The 17968-nt window shown below is 66.6% G+C and carries 13 protein-coding genes; 6 read left to right on the top strand and 7 right to left on the bottom strand.

From position 1 onward, the window contains the following. Both M3I54_RS27180 and M3I54_RS27175 read left to right on the top strand, forming a co-directional pair. The coding region (locus M3I54_RS27180; protein ID WP_254341711.1) for a PRC-barrel domain-containing protein at positions 1 to 716 on the top strand (716 nt) is incomplete at its 5' end. 11 nt (positions 717 to 727) lie between these two features. Beyond that, a complete protein-coding gene (locus tag M3I54_RS27175) occupies positions 728 to 1987 on the top strand; it encodes an MFS transporter (RefSeq protein WP_254341705.1) in 1260 nt (419 codons plus the stop codon). Positions 1988 to 2206: 219 nt separating this feature from the next. Here the strand turns inward: M3I54_RS27175 and M3I54_RS27170 are convergent, their stop codons facing one another. Both M3I54_RS27170 and M3I54_RS27165 read right to left on the bottom strand, forming a co-directional pair. Continuing rightward, a complete protein-coding gene (locus tag M3I54_RS27170; RefSeq protein WP_254341703.1) occupies positions 2207 to 2683 on the bottom strand; it encodes a DUF3331 domain-containing protein in 477 nt (158 codons plus the stop codon). A gap of 762 nt (positions 2684 to 3445) precedes the next feature. After that, positions 3446 to 4354 carry a LysR family transcriptional regulator ArgP gene (locus M3I54_RS27165; protein WP_254341701.1) on the bottom strand — a complete coding sequence of 303 codons (909 nt, stop codon included), beginning with the start codon at positions 4352 to 4354 and terminating at the stop codon, positions 3446 to 3448. A 143-nt stretch (positions 4355 to 4497) separates the two neighbouring features. Here M3I54_RS27165 and M3I54_RS27160 point away from each other — a divergent pair, with 143 nt between their 5' ends. After that, a complete protein-coding gene (locus tag M3I54_RS27160; protein ID WP_254341699.1) occupies positions 4498 to 5115 on the top strand; it encodes a LysE/ArgO family amino acid transporter in 618 nt (205 codons plus the stop codon). Positions 5116 to 5163: 48 nt separating this feature from the next. On the opposite strand, the gene M3I54_RS27155 is transcribed toward M3I54_RS27160, so the two are convergent. From M3I54_RS27155 to wecB, 5 genes are all read right to left on the bottom strand, one after another. Then, positions 5164 to 6096, bottom strand: coding sequence for a hypothetical protein (locus tag M3I54_RS27155; protein WP_254341697.1), 933 nt, complete (start codon positions 6094 to 6096; stop codon positions 5164 to 5166). A 9-nt stretch (positions 6097 to 6105) separates the two neighbouring features. Next, on the bottom strand, positions 6106 to 8604 hold the full coding sequence (locus tag M3I54_RS27150; RefSeq protein ID WP_254341695.1) for a tetratricopeptide repeat protein: 2499 nt from the start codon (positions 8602 to 8604) through the stop codon (positions 6106 to 6108). A 74-nt stretch (positions 8605 to 8678) separates the two neighbouring features. Beyond that, positions 8679 to 10859 (bottom strand): glycosyl transferase family protein, encoded by a 2181-nt coding sequence (locus tag M3I54_RS27145; protein WP_309249645.1) that lies wholly within the window; start codon positions 10857 to 10859, stop codon positions 8679 to 8681. Continuing rightward, complete coding sequence (locus M3I54_RS27140; RefSeq protein ID WP_254341693.1) at positions 10856 to 13159, bottom strand: cellulose biosynthesis cyclic di-GMP-binding regulatory protein BcsB; 2304 nt, start codon at positions 13157 to 13159, stop codon at positions 10856 to 10858. The genes M3I54_RS27145 and M3I54_RS27140 overlap by 4 nt, the downstream gene beginning before the upstream one ends. Before the next feature lie 126 nt (positions 13160 to 13285). Beyond that, a complete protein-coding gene (gene wecB, locus M3I54_RS27135; RefSeq protein ID WP_302059148.1) occupies positions 13286 to 14515 on the bottom strand; it encodes a non-hydrolyzing UDP-N-acetylglucosamine 2-epimerase in 1230 nt (409 codons plus the stop codon). 435 nt (positions 14516 to 14950) lie between these two features. Here wecB and M3I54_RS27130 point away from each other — a divergent pair, with 435 nt between their 5' ends. From M3I54_RS27130 to M3I54_RS27120, 3 genes are all read left to right on the top strand, one after another. After that, positions 14951 to 15943, top strand: coding sequence for a ferritin-like domain-containing protein (locus M3I54_RS27130; RefSeq protein ID WP_254341691.1), 993 nt, complete (start codon positions 14951 to 14953; stop codon positions 15941 to 15943). Positions 15944 to 16167: 224 nt separating this feature from the next. Continuing rightward, positions 16168 to 16917: an electron transfer flavoprotein subunit beta/FixA family protein gene (locus tag M3I54_RS27125; RefSeq protein WP_254341689.1), complete on the top strand. Its 750-nt coding sequence runs from the start codon at positions 16168 to 16170 to the stop codon at positions 16915 to 16917. A gap of 24 nt (positions 16918 to 16941) precedes the next feature. Then, on the top strand, positions 16942 to 17877 hold the full coding sequence (locus M3I54_RS27120) for an electron transfer flavoprotein subunit alpha/FixB family protein (protein WP_254341715.1): 936 nt from the start codon (positions 16942 to 16944) through the stop codon (positions 17875 to 17877). The last annotated feature ends 91 nt before the right edge of the window (positions 17878 to 17968 follow it).

Raw genomic sequence — 17968 nt, 5'->3', positions numbered from 1 at the left:
CCCCGCCGGCGCCGCCCCCAGCGCCCATCGTGCAGGTGCGCACGCTCGAGCGCGGCACCTTCCGCACGCTGCTCGACAGCGAAGTGCAAAAGACCGACGGCAAGGTCGTGGGCCGCGCCGTCGACATGGTGACGGGCCCCGGCGGCAAGCCCGTCGACGTCGTGGTGAATCTGCAAGGCTTCATGGGCATTGGGGACCGCAAGGCCAACTTCCCGTGGAGCGGCGTGCGCGTGAATACCCAGCCGAAAACGCCTGCCATCACGCTTGCCCTGCCGGCGAACCAGCTGCAGGTCCCCGATCGGCCCAAGGCCGGTGCGCCGCAGCCCGGCAACCCCGAGGCGAGCGCGACGCGCCTGCCCATGCTCGACGCGGACGTGGAACGCGCCAACGGCGCCAAAGTGGGCCGCGTGGTGGACGTCCTGCTTGACGGCAGCGCCGCCCCGCAGGCCGTGGTGCTCGACGTGAGCGGCACGCTCGAGAAACGTCATACGATCGCGGCCGACTGGTCCGCGCTGCACTTCGTCACGAAGAACAATGCGCTCGAAGCGCAGCTCGAAATGAGCGATCAGCAGGTGGATGCCTCGCCGCCTTACGCGCCCGACCAGCCGGTGCGCGCCGTGACGCCCGCCGCCCCGCCGCCGCCGGCGCCGGCTGCACAAGCGGCGCCCGCTGCATCGCCCGTCGCGTCCGCAGCCAATGCCCACGGTGCCAAATGACGGACGGCACCATGCAACAACCCAATCCAAGCCAGCGCAGCGTGCGCGCGCTCGACTGGCTGAACTTCTTCGTGGCGAACGTGCAGACGGGCTTCGGGCCGTTCATTGCCTCGTATCTGGCTTCGCACAAGTGGACTCAGGGCGAGATCGGCCTGGCGCTTTCGGTGGGCACGATCAGCGCGATGGTGAGCCAGGTGCCGGGTGGCGCGGCCGTGGACGCCCTGCGCAACAAGAAAGCCGCCGCCGCATGGGCGATCATCGCGATCATCATCTCGGCCGTCCTGCTCGCCTCGAGCCCGACCGTCGTGGCGGTCATGGCGGCCGAGATCTTCCACGGCTTCGCCAGCTGCATGCTCGTGCCGGCCATGGCGGCGCTCGCGCTCGCGCTGGTGGGCCGCCAGAACCTCGGCGACCGGCTCGGCCGCAACGCGCGCTGGGCCTCGATCGGCAGTGCGGTGGCCGCCGGGCTGATGGGCTTGTGCGGCGAGTACTGGTCGCCGCGCTCCGTGTTCTGGCTGACGGCCGCGCTCGCGTTGCCCGCGCTCGTCGCGCTCGCGATGATCGAGTACGACCGGAACGCCGCCTACGCCAAACCCGCGGCCAAGCGCGGCCTGGCCGGCGCGGCCGCGGGCTCGGGCTCGGGCGAAGCTCGCGAGACGATCTTCGACCTGCTGCGCGACCGGCGCATGCTGACCTTCGCGGCCTGCGTGGTGCTGTTCCACCTTTCGAACGCCGCGATGCTCAACCTCGCCGCCGGCGAAGTGACGGCCGGCATGGGCGACAACGTTCAGCTCGTGATTGCGGCGTGCATCATCGTGCCTCAAGCCATCGTCGCGCTGATGTCGCCCTGGGTAGGCCGCACCGCGCAGGCCTGGGGGCGCCGGCCCGTGCTGATTCTCGGCTTTTGCGCGCTGCCGCTGCGGGCGCTGCTGTTCGCCGCCGTCGGCAACCCGTACTTCCTCGTACCGGTGCAGATGCTCGACGGCCTTTCGGCCGCCGTGTTCGGCGTGATGCTGCCGCTCATCGCCGCCGACGTGGCGGGCGGCAAAGGCCGCTACAACCTCTGTATCGGGCTCTTCGGGCTTTCGGCGGGGATCGGGGCGACGCTGTCGACGGCGCTTGCCGGCTTTATCGCCGATCACCTGGGCAATACGGTTAGCTTCCTCGCGCTCGCGAGCGCAGGCGCCGCCGCGGTGCTGATGGTTTGGCTTGCGATGCCCGAGACGCGCGACGCGCTCGAAGAGGAAAACGCCCGCGACGCCACCGTATGAGTGGTGGACCGCCGGAGCGGGCGCCGGTTGCGCCTGCTCCAGTGGACGGTGGCGACCCTCCTTTCTCCATGCACGAGAACGCCGGCGCCCCGAAGGGCGCCGGCGTTCGTTCGCAGCTTCATATCGTTGGAATGACGAGGTGTGACCAGCCTCGCGGCACGTGAGCGACGGGTGGTGCCGCCATACCCCGCAGGCAACCGGTGCGACCGGCTACACCGCTCAGGCGGCCAGCGCCTCGTCCAGACGCGCCGCGACCACGGCATTGGGTAGGTTGTCGAGCTTGCTCGCGAGGATCATCGCGTCGGCATTGGCCGGGCGATGACGGCGATTGGGGCTCGGCCGGAACACCGCGTCGCCGCGGCGGATCTTCTCGCCGGTCAGCGCGCATACGGCGCTGCGGCGCGCCGTGCAGACCCGCCACAACTGGTCGGAGTAGCGGCCATAGGTGGCGTCGCTCCAGCAAACGGTGATGCTGTCCGGATCATGCCGCCGGATCAAGGTGATGCCCTGCGCATCCCACGAACGGACGGTGGCGCGCCGCCGGTTGGCCGCCTCCGAAGCACCGCGTGTGATGGGTACCGGTTTACAGCTCCTACCGCTGCCTTCGAGTTCGCTGTCCAGGCTTAGCGGCTCGGCAGCCGCGGACAGAAGGTCAATGGTTTGTTGCCAAACGCTGCCGGTATCTAATTTCGTCATAATGCACCTCGTGCACGTGGAAACGATTCAAATATGCCGGTCGAATAAGCACTCTGCCACGTCCGGATTATAGCGTGTCCAACTCGCAATCCACAGGAAAAACGCAATTTTCACACGATAATGCCAAACGCAAAAACCGGGATGGCGGAGCTTTCAGTTCCGACTGTAAGTCTCCAATGTTGGTTTCTTTACATCCGTGAACTTTTTTTCCGATTTGATGATACTTAACAATCTCACTGCGGAAAAAATAACCGTTTTTACGCCGGATGCCACTAGTGGCGTGACTTTTCACCATAACTGAATTGTTACAGCGCCCACTGCGTCCCGCGAACGCATAAAGCCCAGAATGCCCGTCCGTGGCCAGTCTGATGGCCTTGAGCGGCATCACACCGACTCCACTCTTACACACGGGACGTGACCGATCAATGAAACGCAATGCCCTATATGACATAGGTGCATCGGACATCTCGCATACTAAACGTCAGTCTATTGGACGCGAAATTCTCGCACAAAGCTTGCGTTGTCCACACGCATAGAATATCGAGACATTCCACTATTCGAAAAGCAATTAATGGATTTTGGATATTGCTTTAGACGCTTTGCCACGCGTCAATGCGGACATTGTGCAACTCGCAGGACATGAATAGCAACAAAAACGGTGATGTTACAAGCGCCGTCATCCGCACCGAAAGTATGCACACTAATCCACCATTGAATCCGCGGATAAAGACAAACGAATGAAGATATCGCACGGCTCGCGTCTTACGTGCCGCGGCCCTGATCGAGAAATTCGCCGGCGCGCACCCTAAGCATGGCCCCGAAGTCATCGAGCCAGCCAATGGAAAGCCGCCAGCTCTGCCAGTAGAGTTCGACGTCGAGCGCGCGGCCGGGCGTGAGTTCGACGAGTTCGCCGCGTGCCAGATGCGGCGCGATCATACGCTCGGGGCACATGCCCCAGCCCAGACCATTCAGGCAGCAGCGCAGAAACCCGGCCACATGGGGAATCCAGTGCAGCGGCGCGTCGATCTGCGCGCGCGTGATGCGGCGAATGAAGCGCTTTTGCAGTTGATCCTTGGGATTGAATTCGACGCACGGCGCGTGGCGCAGCGTGTCGCGCGTCACCCCTTGCGCGAAATGCCGCTCGAAGAACGCCGGCGAGCACACCGCGAGGTAGCGCATGCGACCGAGCCGTGTCGAGCGGCAACCTTGCACGGGCTCGGCCTGCGTCGTGACGGCGCCCTGCACGCTGCCGTCGCGCATGCGTTGCGCGGTGTGATCCTGGTCGTCGATCACGAGGTCGAGCAGAATGCCGCGCTCGACGCAGAAGCCCGCCACGGCGTCGATGAACCAGGTGCCCACGCTGTCGTCGTTGACGGCCACCCGCAGCGTCGGCCGCGCCGCCCCCAGCGCGCTCGTGAAGGTCGGCATCGCCCCGCCCAGCTCTGCCTCGAGCAATTGCACCCGCTCCGTGTGACGGCACAGCAGCGCGCCGGAAGCCGTCGCGACGCAAGGCTGGCCGCGCTTCACGAGCACGGTGCCCACGCGCTCCTCCAGCAGCTTCACGCGCTGCGAAACCGCCGACGGCGTGACGTTGAGCGCGCCCGCGGCGCGATCGAACGAACCATGCCGCACGACGGCGGCGAGCGCATCGAGCATGGCATAGTCGAGCATTAGCGTTCCTTAATCCAGTTAATGAAAATGAGCTTTGCTTATGTCGCCCCTGGCGGCAGACTAGCGCCATTCCCTGTCGATGTCCAATGACCGCGGGCGCCGCGCACCGCGCCGCCCGCGCTCCTACTTTGTCCGCAACCGTCATGAACTGGCTCGCTTTCACTCACGGCGCGGCGCTCTGCGCCTCGCTCATCGTCACGATCGGCGCACAGAATGCGTTCGTGCTGCGTCAGGGCATCCTGCGCTCGCACGTCGGCAAGATCGTCCTGCTCTGCACACTATCCGACTTCGTGCTGATCGGCGCAGGGGTGGGCGGCGCCTCGGCGCTCGTCGAGCGCTATCCGACCTTCGTGCACATCGTGCTGTACGTGGGACTCGCCTGGCTCGTGTGGTTCGGCATCGGCGCGCTGCGCCGGGCGGTGCGCCCTTCGCACGCCGTGCTGGAGAGCCATGCCGCGACGGATGCGCCCGAGCAGCGCGCCTGGCCGATCATCCTCATGACGCTCGCGTTCACCTGGCTCAATCCGCACGTGTATCTCGACACCTTCCTGCTGATCGGCACGGCCGGCGCGAGAGAACCGCAGGGCAGCCGCCTCGCCTTCGCAATTGGCGCAATGTGCGTGAGCGCGGTATGGTTCGTCGCGCTAGGCTACGGCGCGCGTGCGCTCGCGCCGCTGTTCCGGCGGGCGAGTGCATGGCGCGTGCTCGACGGCGCCATCGGCGGCATGGTCCTGTTGATCGCCTTTGCGCAATTGCGCTGAAGTTTGCGAACCCGCCGCTCGCGGGTTGCGCGTTTGCCGTACGAGCTGTTACTGCGCGGCGCCCTTCGCTTTCTGCTGCTGCAGCAGGCCCTCGACGAGTTCCGGCGACATATAGTGCGGCCCGTCGAAGAGATACACGCGATAGCCGCGATACGCCTCGAGCTGCGGCGCCAGCTCGGCGGCCGTGGCCGCGCGAAAGCCCCCACCCTGCCTGGGACGGAATGCCTCCGCGATGATGCGCACGCGCTTGTGGCCCAAATGCGCGGATAAGGCATCCGCATATTCACGCGCGGCCGCCGGGCCGCGCGCATAGACGCCGCAGCCGTCCTGCAGCAACACGCCGACGTCGCGCGGCAGCCAGCCGTCGAGCCATTTCGCGAGCGCCTCGCCGCCGATGTTGCTGGTGTCGTACACGCTGATCCACAGCGGATGCGGCAGCTTCTCCAGCAGCGGCGCCATGCGTGGCGCGTCGGTCCAGGTGGGATCGACTTCGACCGGAAAATACCAGCCCGTGATATGCACCGGCGGGCGCACGGCCGCGAGCTTGAGCGAACGATCGACGAGCGTGTCGAGGTTCTCGCGCGCTTTCTTTTCGTCCGAATAGCCCGCGAGGCCGACGATCACGCCGCGCGCCCACGGTTCGTTGCCAATGCGCACCCAGTCGGGCACGCGCGGCGCAGGAATACCCGCGCCCGCCATGAACGCGACGTCGTCCACGGCGATCCATTGCACCAGCAGCTCGTTCACGCCCAACCGGTCCCAGTCGCCGCGCAAGTCGAGATGGTCGTTGTCGGGCTGCCAGACGATGCCTTGCGCGAGCGCATCCGCGTGTGCGGGCACCTGCAGCGTGCAACCCGCGGCAGCGAGCGCGCACAGCGCCGCGCATGCCAGGCGCGCGCAGCGCGGCAAGACGCGCAAGCGCGTTGACCCGGCCTCCTCTGCCTGGCCCGCGTTGCCTCGAGCGTTTCTCCGCACGATCATCAGGTTTCCTCAATAAGAGAGCACGGCGCCGAAGAACACCCCGCCCGCCCGGTCGTCGCCCGTGATGTGCCAGCGGTACTGCACCGTCACGTCGACATAGGAGCGCGGCGCGTCGTAGAAGCTGTCGCGGAACCAGTAGCGCGTCGAGACGCCCACGCCCATCCCGAGCGGCACGCTGTGGTTGATGCTCGAATCGTAGTCCACGCCGGCCACCGCGTACGGAAAGACCGTGAGCTTCGGGCTGATGGTGTCGAGCCGCCACGTGCGGCCCGCCTCGATATAGCCCGTGCCGTAGTTCCAGCCGTTGCTCACGTAATGGCCGACTTCGCCATAGTCCTGCAGCGTCCACCACGAAGGCACGTCAAACCGCCGCTCGGTGCCGATGCCGCCCGAGTAGGCAAGGCGCAGCAGCCAGTCGGAAGGCGCGCGCGAGCCGATGGGGATGAGCCGCTCGAACGCCACCACCGCGTTGATCGATTCGAACGGCTTCGCGCGCGCGCCGATGGCCCCGAGCGCCGTGGAGATGCCGCTCGGCGCGTCGCCCTTCGCGCCGACGTCCTGATAGACGCGTGCGTAGACCTCGAAGTTGCGGTCGCCGAGCGTGCCGAACGGCCGCCAGTATCCTTCGAGGCCCATTTGCCAGTTGTTGTACGAGCCGGGCACTTCGCCTGTCGAGACGCCGGGCTGAAGTCCTGAGCCGCGATAGTTGACCGAGGCGATCGCGCCCCAGTCGCGCGTGACATCGGCGTGTGCGTTGCGCAGGTCTTGCAGTTGCACCAGCGTGGCAGGCGCGACGCCTGGCGGCGGCGAGGTGCCGTAATCGATCGCGCGTTTGAAATAGCTTGCGGCTAGCGCGTCGAAGGTCGCGCGGTAAGCGCTGTAGCCTGCATCGCCCGTGGCTTGTGGCGGCAACTGGCCGGCTTCGTCCGCCAACGCGAAGTACATGGAAGCGCGGCGGTCGTCTCCCGCGCGCTGCGCGACGTACGCGGCGGAAAGTGGCGGCAGCGCGTCGAGCAGGCCTGCGTCGGCCATGGCGCGCGCTTCGTGCTTCGCGCCTTCGGTGTCGCCCGCGGCGGTGAGCGCGTCGATCAGCTCGAGCCGATGCTGCGGATTGCGCGGATCCGCGGCTACGGCCCGGCGCTGTGCGTCGAGCGCGGCCGTCTGATCGCCGCGCTGCGCAGCGACGATCGCGGCACGCCGGTCCGCGAAGCCGGGATCGGCGGCGTAGACGTCGCAGGCGCTGCCGTATTGGTCCACCGTGCAGTCGAGCACCGGGCGCGCCGCCGTGGCCACTCGCTCGCCGGGCGTTGCAGGCGTGGACGGCGCGGCGGACTGCGCGAGCGCCGCGCGCGCGTAGTAGCGGCGCATGGCGATCAGGGCGTCGGTGTCGTCGCCAGCGGGCGGCAGCGTGGCAAGCAGGTCGAGTGCGCGCTGTGGCTGGCCTTCGGCGGTCCACACATCGGCGATGATCGCGTGCGCCACCCGCTCGTCGCGCACCGAGGCGCCTTCGCTCAGCAGCGCCTGCGCAAAATCCTCATTGGCTTGTGTCGACCTGCCCTGTGATGCGCGCGCATAGCCGCGCAACACGTACGGCATGAGCGTCGGCGTGGCGCCCGACGCAATCGCATCGCCCGCCGCGGCTTCAAGGCCCGCCATGTCGTTCTGTTCCAGCAGCATCTCGCAAAGCAGCAGCCGGTTGCCAAGATGCAACGGCGCGTAGCCGATCGCCTCGTGCATGAGCGCGATGGCCTGCGCGGCGTCGCCGCGCGTGCGCGCCGCCTGAGCCGCTTGCACCGCCGCGGGCGCGAGCCGCGCGCCGATTTGCGTGCGGCGCTCGCGCAGCGCCTGGCTGTCGCCGAAACGCCGCTGCGCCTCCTGCGCGGCCTGCCAGGCTTCGCGGTCGTGGCCGCCCGCTGCGGCGGCGTCGATGGCGAGCAGCCGCAGACGCAAGATGTCGGGCCGCAACGCGATTCCCGCGCTCGCCTCGCGCCAGGCGGCGTCGTATTGCTTCGCGCCGTACGATTTATAGGCATCCTGAGCAAGCTGCCATGCCCGGCCGGTCAGATAGTCGGGCGGACCGGAACCCGGCGGCGGCGCGGCCCGCGCCGTGCGGCCGCCGCCTGTTGGCGTACCCGGCCGCGCCAGCGCCGCCACCTGCGCATCGACCTCGCGCCGCCGTGCCGTGAGCGCCGCGTCGGGACCGATCTGCGCGATCGCGTCGGAGAGCGTGCGGCTCGCCTCGCGCCATTGCCCGCGCGCCGCCTGCGAATTCGCGAGTAACAAGCGTAGCGTGGCGAGATCGGGCCGTTGCCGGATCGCCTCGCGCGCATAGCGCTCGGCCGCCGCGTAGTCGCGGCGCGCATAAGCGTCGTAGCCTTGCTGGGCGACGCGATAGGCCGCGCCGCTCAACGGCAACGGCTGCGTGCCCTGCGGCAGCGCCTGAGCCTGAGCGCGCCCCGCGCCCGCGAGCGCAGCCCACAACGCGGCGAGCAGGAGCGTACGCGGCATCGTCGCGCGACTCGGCGCGCCGCCACCCCATCCAGATGAAGATCGCCTCGCCGGAAAATGCTTCGGGGTCCGTCTCATGACGTGGATGCACCTTCGGCGCGCAGGCGCTCCTGCTCCGCGATCGCCGTGGCCAGCGCATCGCGTGTGATCACGCCCTGCTCCACCATGAAATCGCCGATCCGGCCATGCTCGGCGGGCCGATAGCGTTGCAACGCACTTTCGAATGCGGCGCGCTTCACCGCGCCGCGTTCGATCAGCAGATCGCCCAGCAGCGGCACGCCAGGCGTCGCGGCGCCGTGCGCTTGCGCGTTTGCCTTCGCTTCATGCGCTTCACGCACTTGCCCCGGCGGCACGCCGCGCAACAGACGCAAGCCGTCCGCCACCTCGCCCTCGCGCACGACGCGCTGCACGATCGGCAACGCGCATTGGGCCTGCAACGCAGCGAGCGCCGGTTGCGCGAGCGGGCTCGCGCATAGCAGCACCTCATGCCCCTTGCCGTCGTCGCCTTGCGGCAGCACGCGGTAACGCACCGCGAGTTCGATCGGCAGATCGCTCGCGTAATGCATGAGCCGTTCGCGATCGAGCCGGCCGCGCGGCAGGTCTGCCTGGAACGCGATGGCCTCCGCGAGCGTTTCCTCGTCGAGCCAGCCGTGCGCCATCAGCACGCGCCCGAGCGGCGCTTCATGCGCGTGCTCCTGGGCCAGCGCCTGCTCCAGTTCCCTGGGTCCGATCGCCTGCCATGAAAGCAGCAGTTCGCCGAGGCGCTGCCGGCGGTCTGTGAAGCCGTCCGACGAGGGGAAGTCGTGCATGGTCTTGTCCCACACGAGCCGCTTGCCGGTGACGAGATACGCGAGATACATCTTCCACGCGCGCGAAACCGCCATGAAGTTCACGAAGTTGCCGATCACCATGCGCGGCACCGAAAGCACGCCATGCTCCCAGCCGTAGAGCCGCGAGACGAAGTAGACGCGCTGAATCACGCGCAGCAGCAACGCGACACCGTTGGCCCACAGCACGATGGTGAGAAAGCGGGAGCCTGCGAACGGCGAGGCGACCAGATCCGGACGAATGCCGAGAAACTCGGCGTACGCAAAGAGCAGGAACTGCGCGAGCAGTACGTATGCAATGATGCCGACGAACGCCGTGACGATGCCCTTACGGTCGCGCGCGAGTAGATACCGGTTGGCGATCGTGCCGACCCAGCCCGTCTGCTCCCATCCTTGCAGGCCGATGCCGAGCGTCCAGCGCGCGCGCTGACGGTAAGCGGTCCGAAACGTATCGGGAAAGAACTCGCGCACGCACAGCGGCATGGTCAGCGTGACGTCGCGCTCGGGCCCGAAGCCGAACCACGACTTGCGCCGCGTGGCGAACGCCACGGGAAAGCGCGCAAAAATCGAATGCATGCCCATGCGGCCCAGGCGTTCGCCCACGTCGTAGTCTTCGGTCAGCGTCTCCGTGTTGAAGGGCTGGTTCTGCGTTTGCTCTGCGAGCCCGCGCAGCGCGCGGCGCGAAAAGCATGTGCCCACGCCGGCCGACGGCACGGTGCCGGCAAGGCTCTCGCGCACCACGAGATCCTTCGCATGCCATTCGGCGAACTCGTCCATATAGGTGCCCGCAACGAGTTCGTACCATTCGCGCTCGAGCGACGCCACCGGCAACTGGATCATGTCCTTGCGCGGCAACAGGTAGTTGAAGAAGCGCAACTCGAGCGGATGCAGCACGTCCTCGCTGTCGTGCAGGATCACGCCCGCGAATTCAATGCCGGTTTCTTTCTCCATGCGAAAGATCGCCTGCACGATCCAGTTCAGACAATCGGCCTTGCAGGTGGGACCGTCGTGCGGCACCTCCACGCGGTGGAGCTGCTTGTAGCGTCGCCGCATGCGCTCGACTTCGGCAATGGTCGCCGCGTCGTTCTGGTAGGTGCCGGCGAACACGACATAGTTCTTGTAGTCGAGCACGTGCACGAGGTCGGTCACCATCGAGGCGATTACATCCTCCTCGCGCCACGCGGGCACCATGATCGCCAGCGGCTGCTGCTCGCGCGTGTAGAGCTGCTCGGCGCGCAACGGCTCGTAGCGGCGCTCGATCGTGAAGTGGCGGATGATCCGGCGAACCCAGTACCACGCGTCAATGAACAGATCGTCGATGCTCGATAACAGGATCACCACCGCCACCACCGCCGCGAGGTACTCCATGCCCTCGTAGTAGCGGCCGGCGTAGTAGTTGAGCCACCAGTCGATGGCGTGCGCGCTCACGATCCGCTCTGCTTGTTGTCCGGGTTTTCGGCGCTCTCCTGCGCCGCGCGCGCCGCGGCGGCCGCCGCCGTCCTCGCCCGCGCCCGCTTGCGCGCGAAGCCCGCTGCGAGCAGCAGCAGCACCAGCACCGCGATGGAGATGCTCGGCACGCCCCAGCCCGCCCAATGACGCGTGAGCCACGCGCGCTGATCGTCCGTCGGCGGCACGCCGCCGGGGTACTGCGTGTCGAAGGCCTTGAGCACCCCGCTCGCGTCGACGATGGCCACGTCGCCCTGCTGCAACTGCATGCCGGGCGGCAGAACGGGGGCGTCGCCCACGCTGCGGTAGACGATGCCGGGCGTCGAGCCCGAGCGCACCACCTGGATCAGACCGAGATTCGCGAGACCCGACATGTCGGCGAGCATCGAGCCGCCGCGCCCCTTGAGCGTGAGGCGGCCACCCGCAAAGCTCGCGTGGCCCGCTTCACTGTCGAGCGCGACATCGGCGGCGAGGAATGGGTCTTTCGGCTGCCCGCTCTGGCCGTTCGGCACCACCTGGAGCGTCGCACGCGTGGGCGCCACGCCCACCGCGTTCGCGAGCCGCGCCACGCGCGGTAGCGTCGTTACCGGGTCGGCCAGATAGGCGTCGGGCACGAGCACGTTCGCTGTGCGCGAGAAGCGCGCCACCATGCCCGTGAAGTTTTCGCCGAGCGGTCCCTCGCCGATGACCAGATGACTACCCGGCAGCACGGCCGCGGGATAGCCCTGCTCGCGCGGGCGGCAGCCGCCCGCTGGCTGGCGCTGGAACAGCACGCGCAGCGTATTGGTGGTGCCGAGCGCATAGACGGGGATGTCCGCGCTCACGCGTTGCGCATGGCCGTCGGTGTCGAGCAGGTGCGAGCCGATCAGCACGCCGTTGAAAAAGATCGACGCCGTCTGGCCATTGCGGTCCGCCGCGGGTGCGGCAGCCAGATCGAGCACCACGCGGCGCGGAATCCGTCCATCGCCCGAGGCGGCCGCGAGATCGAAGTTGGCCTCCCATGCCGCACTAGTCAGCACGTCTAATGTTCCCGGCGTCCCACCGATCAGCGAAAGCGCGATCCGGTCGCTCGAACCACCCGCGCTCAGGTTCGGCGACGCGGCCAGCTCGTGCACGACGAGCCGGCGTGACACATCGATGCCGCTCCACGTGCGCGAAAGCGCGCTCACGCCGGTGTCGTCGCCTACCACCACGGTGGGCAGGCCACCCAGATGCGCGAGGCGCAATTCACCCTTCTCGAACGGCGTGGCAAGCGCGCCGCCGGAATGCGCGCGCCACGCATCGAAGGCGCTTGCGGCATCGGCGGACACGGCCAGCACCTCGCCGCGCAACGCGTCGAGCGCTGCGCCCGCTTGCGCGCGCAGCGCGTCGTCGGCGACCACGACGTTGGGCGCGAAGGCGCCCGCCGGCGCAAGTGCGATGAGCGCACCGAGTTCAGCGGGATTCGTAATCTTGTGCGAGCCGCCCGCTGCCAGCGCGGCGAAAGCGGGCACCGCCTGCAACGCTGCCGGCACCTGCACGGTGCCGAGATTCACGCTGTCGCCCACCGCGGGCATGCGCGTCGTGACGGGCGTCGCGCCGCCACGCATCAACAGCGCTTCGAGCCGCCACGCCACGTCGTACGCAGCGGCATCGAGCTTGCCGCCGCTCACGAGGACCACGGGTTTCGCAGGCAGTGCGCTCCACGCGGTGCGCACGTCGTTCACGGCCGAAGTGTCGAACTGATACGTGAGGCGCGTAGTGGGCGCGACCTTCCAGACGTTGCCGATCGCCGTCTGGTCCGTACACACGTTTTCGTTGAGCACCGACGACCATTGCAGCCCCACGCGCACGAAGCCCGAGGGGCGCGGCGCGCCATCCACGCCAATGCTGAGCGAGCCGTCGCCCTGCGCGTCCGTGACGTTGCGCGCCTGCACGGGCGAGCCGTCGAGCGAGAGCACGAAGGTCGTGCGCCCGCCGTTGCCGCGCAGGTAGTTCGCGTCGAGCTGCAGCGTCGCGTTGCTGATCGGCAAACCCGCGGGCACCGGCAGATAGAGCTCCTGAGTCGCATCGGGCGCGCGCAGCACGACCGGATCGCGCACGCCGAGATCGGCCAGCGATACGGTTCGCGATTCCACACGCCCGGCTCCGAGCTGCGCGAACGCACCGGCCAGGTCGCCAGGCGCCGCATACGCGCAGCGGCCCACCACCGCGAGAAGCGCTGCGGCCACATAGGCGCAATATGGCGCGCCCACGCCCTTGCGCCCCGCTGCGCGCACCTGCCCGATCGGATCGAATCTCACGTGTCATGCCTCTTGGTGTCGGCGCGGCGGCGCAACCGCCGCGTGGCGGTCCTTGCCATCGCGCCTTTGGAATGCGCTGATTGCCTGGCACTGCGATGCAACCGATACGTTGGCATCGAGCCGCCGTCAAGACGCCGCGTCAGCCTCGTCCGCCTCGGCGGGCTCCGGGCGCATGGCGACCACCGGATGCCGGTAGCCAGGCAACTCGCGGCTCGGGAACGGCTCGAACGGCTTGCCGGTGAGCGCCGCGACGATGCGCTCCGAAGCGTGCCCGTCGCCGTAGGGATTGACGCGCCTCGCGTAAGCGCGCCGCTCGTCTTCGTTCTCGACGAGTTCGAGCACGGCGCGCACGATCGCCGTCCGGTCGGTGCCGATGAGCTTCACGGTGCCTGCAGCAAGCGCTTCGGGGCGCTCGGTCACGTCGCGCATCACGAGCACCGGCTTGCCGAGCGCGGGCGCCTCCTCCTGCACACCGCCCGAATCGGTCAGCACGATGGCCGCGCGCTGCATGAGGCGCACGAACTCGGGGTAGTCGAGCGGATCGGTGAGATGGACGTTGGGCGCATTGCCGAGCGTGGCGAGTACGGGGCCGCGGACGTTGGGATTCAGATGCACGGGATAGACGATCTGCATCTTGCCGGAATGCGCGAGCGTGGCGAGCGCCGCGCAGATATGTTCGAAGCCCTCGCCGAAACTCTCGCGCCGATGCCCGGTGACGAGAAGCAACGGCCGGCCGGTGGCCGCCGATTCGAGAAACGGAAATTGCGCGTCGAGGCGCTCGCGCAGCGCTGCGTCGTTGTCGAGCCGCTCGCACATGAGATGCAGCGCATCGATCACGGTATTGCCTGTCACGACCACGCGCCCGCCCAACGCCTCCGCTGCCAGATTCGCCCGCGAGCTTGCCGTCGGCGCGAAGAGCAGGTCGCTCACTACGTCCACCACGCGCCGGTTCATTTCTTCCGGCCACGGCTCGAATAGATTGCCGGTGCGCAGTCCGGCCTCCACGTGCCCAACCGGAATGCGCTGATGAAAGGCGGCAATGGCACCCGCCATGCTGGTCAGGGTGTCGCCATGCACGAGCACGCGCTCGGGCTGCTCGGCGGCGAGCACGTCGTCGAGCCCGGCGAACAGGCGCCCGGCGAGACCGTTGAGCGTCTGGTTCGCGGTCATTGCGGCAAGGTTGTGGGCGGGCACGATGCCGAACAGGTCGAGGACCTGCTGGAGCATGGTCTGATGTTGCCCAGTCACGCAGACGACGGACTGCACGCCGGGTTCCGCTTCAAGACGTTTGACGAGCGGCGCCATCTTGATGGCTTCGGGCCGCGTACCGAATATCGACAGGATGCGCACAGGCAGGTTTCCGGTTAGCTGGAGTGTCCAGGCGCCGCGGCGTTGCCCGCATGCGACGCCCCCTTTTACCGACTGTCTTCATGCCGTTGCCGCCGGCCCTCCATTGGGCCGCCTGTATCAAGTCGGCGGCGCAACAGTAGGCCAGTCAGCCGTACTCTACCTGCTTAATTAGACCATTGCGCGCATTCGTGCCGCACCGCGATTGTTCAACGATTCGATATGGCCCGGGTCACTATTGCGTCGAACGAGGCGGATTGAATATTGAAGCCGCGTTAGTTCACGCGGGATGCACGAACGATAGCTAACGATCCGATGAAACGTCGCGCTCGTCGCGCGTTGCGCCGGTTCGAAGTAAGCTCATGCGACGACTGCAATCTCTTATGCATCTCGGCGAAGTTTTAAAGCATCGCGTGCGTTAGCCTCCAGCAAAACAACAGCGAGATGGACGACCTGATATTCGACGCTTTCGATGCGTCGCAACTCATTCCCGGCTTCAAGGCGCCAGCGTTACCCGTCGGGCGGCCGGACCGCGAGACGCTCGACGCCGCCGAGCGCAACACGCGCCACTGGACGAGCCGTGTCACCGGTGCGCTCACGCCCGGCTCCGACGTTCATCGCGACGAAATGTGCCGCATGTTCCGCGAGACCTTCAATCCTTACCGGCCCTCGGTACTCGATTGGCCGCAGCTCGAAGCCGCGGCGCTCAAGCGCATTACCGATCTGCCCATCTGGGACATTGCCGTGCAGACGGAAGGCCGCGCGCGCCTGCGCATGGCCGCCTATGCCGCCTCACTCGACGACGCCGTGATGCGCGATGCGCTCGCACTCAACGCGTGGGAGGAGAACCGCCATAAGGAAGTGCTCTCGCGCATGGTGGCGGCGTACGGCATCAAGCTCGCGAGCGAGCCGCCCTACGTGTACCCCAAGGACGCCGAATGGGCTTATCTCGTGACGGGCTACAGCGAATGCGTGGACAGCTTCTTCGCGTTCGGCCTCTTCGAAGTGGCGCATCGCTCGGGCCTCTTTCCGCCCGAACTCATCGATACCTTCGAGCCCGTCATGCAGGAAGAATGCCGTCATATCCTCCTGTTCGCGAACTGGGTGGCCTGGCACCGCGCCCGGCTCAACTGGTGGCAACGCATTCGCTTCGAGCTGAAGGTGGCCGGCGTATGGGCCTTTCTCGTGTGGGAACGCGTAGGCCTCGCGCGCGCCATGGATGCCGATGGCAACGAACACAAGCACGACAACAATTTCACGATGAACGGCGCGCAACAGGTGACGGACGTGGACATCAGCGTGCCGGAACTCATGCGCCTGTGTCTCGCCGAAAACGACCGGCGTTTTTCGGGCTACGACACGCGTCTGCTGCGGCCGGAAACCATGCCGCGGCTCGTGCGCTTCGCACTGCGCTTCGTGCGCGACAAGAAAGACTGACGCTCCCCTCTCGCGTGCGCGCGCCCCGCTTCGTTCGAACGGACGATTGCGGCGCGCGCCGCATTCGTGCGACGCTTCGCGCCCATACAGGTTGCGCGGCGCGGCTTTAGCGCGCTCGAAGAATGCCTTTCACAAAGCTGAATTCCGCGCAGCTCACGCGTCTGTCACAGTGACGAAGGTCTTCGTCAGCGACGAAAGCATTGCCCCTATCGAGGAGAAAGAGCTTGAAAATTCTGGTGCCCGTCAAGCGCGTGGTCGATTACAACGTGAAGGTTCGTGTGAAGTCGGACGGCACGGGGGTGGATATCGCCAACGTGAAGTTTTCGATGAACCCGTTCGATGAAATTGCCGTTGAAGAAGCAGTGCGTCTAAAGGAAGCCGGTGTGGCGACCGAGGTGATCGCCGTTTCATGCGGTGTTTCGCAGGCCCAGGAAACGCTGCGCACGGCCCTTGCTATCGGTGCGGATCGCGCCGTGATGGTCGAGTCGAATGACGATCTGCAGCCGCTCGCCGTGGCGAAGCTTTTGAAAGCGCTCGTCGACAAGGAACAGCCGTCGCTGATCATTCTCGGCAAGCAGGCCATCGACGACGATTCGAACCGGACCGGCCAGATGCTCGCCGCGCTGGCGAACCTGCCGCAAGCCACGTTTGCTTCGAAGGTTGTCGTTGCCGACGGCAAGGCCACCGTGTCGCGCGAAGTGGATGGCGGTGCGGAAACGCTGTCGCTCACGCTGCCCGCTGTCGTCACGACGGATCTGCGCCTGAACGAGCCGCGCTACGTCACGCTGCCGAACATCATGAAGGCGAAGAAGAAGTCGCTCGAGATCGTGAAGCCCGAAGACCTCGGCGTGGACGTCACGCCGCGTCTGAAGACGCTGAAGGTTGCCGAGCCGCCCAAGCGTTCGGCAGGCGTGAAGGTGCCGGACGTTGCGGCGCTGATCGAGAAGCTGAAAACCGAAGCCAAGGTGCTGTAAGGGAGCGATTTGAAAATGACGAATCTGGTGAATCTGGTCATAGCCGAACACGACAACGCGACCGTGAAGGCCGCGACGTTGAACACGGTTGCAGCAGCGCAGAAGATTGGCGGCGACGTGCATGTGCTGATCGCAGGCTACAACGCGCAAGCTGCAGCGGATGCAGCAGCGAAGATCGCAGGCGTTGCGAAGGTACTGCTCGCCGACGCGCCACAACTCGAGCAAGGTCTCGCGGAAAACGTCGAAGCGACGATCCTCAATATCGCAAGGAACTACTCGCACATCCTTGCGCCCGCAACGGCAGCGGGCAAGAATGTCACGCCGCGCATCGCCGCGAAGCTGGACGTTGCCCAGATCAGCGACATCACCGCTGTGCGCAGCGCGGACACGTTCGAGCGTCCGATCTACGCGGGCAATGCGATCGCGACGGTGCAATCTCAAGATGCGATCAAGGTCATCACTGTCCGCACGACGGGGTTCGATGCAGTCGCGGCCGTCGGCGGTAACGCACCGATCGAAAAGATCGAAGCCGCAGCAGACAGTGGACTTTCACAATTCGTAAGCCGCGAAGTCACGAAGCTCGACCGGCCGGAACTCACGAGCGCTAAGATCATCGTTTCGGGTGGCCGCGGTCTTGGTAGCGGCGAAAACTACACCAAGGTTCTGGAGCCGCTCGCGGACAAGCTCAACGCTGCGCTCGGCGCGTCGCGCGCAGCAGTGGACGCAGGCTACGTGCCGAACGACTATCAGGTCGGTCAGACTGGCAAGATCGTCGCGCCGCAACTGTACGTTGCAGTGGGGATCTCCGGCGCAATCCAGCACCTCGCTGGCATGAAGGACTCGAAGGTCATCGTCGCAATCAACAAGGACGAGGAAGCACCGATCTTCAGCGTGGCCGACTACGGCCTCGTGGGCGACCTGTTCACGGCCGTACCCGAACTCGCTGGCGCAATCGGCTAATACCGTCCCCTGGCTTGCAGCAAAAACTAAAGGCGCCTTGGTGAAAACTAAGGCGCCTTTTTTATCGACTCTAACCGCAGCAACCACAACT

It is taken from the genome of Paraburkholderia sp. CNPSo 3274 (genome assembly GCF_024206475.1).
In the GTDB taxonomy this organism is placed as follows: Bacteria; Pseudomonadota; Gammaproteobacteria; order Burkholderiales; family Burkholderiaceae; genus Paraburkholderia.
This window is presented reverse-complemented; position numbering and strand designations above follow the sequence as displayed.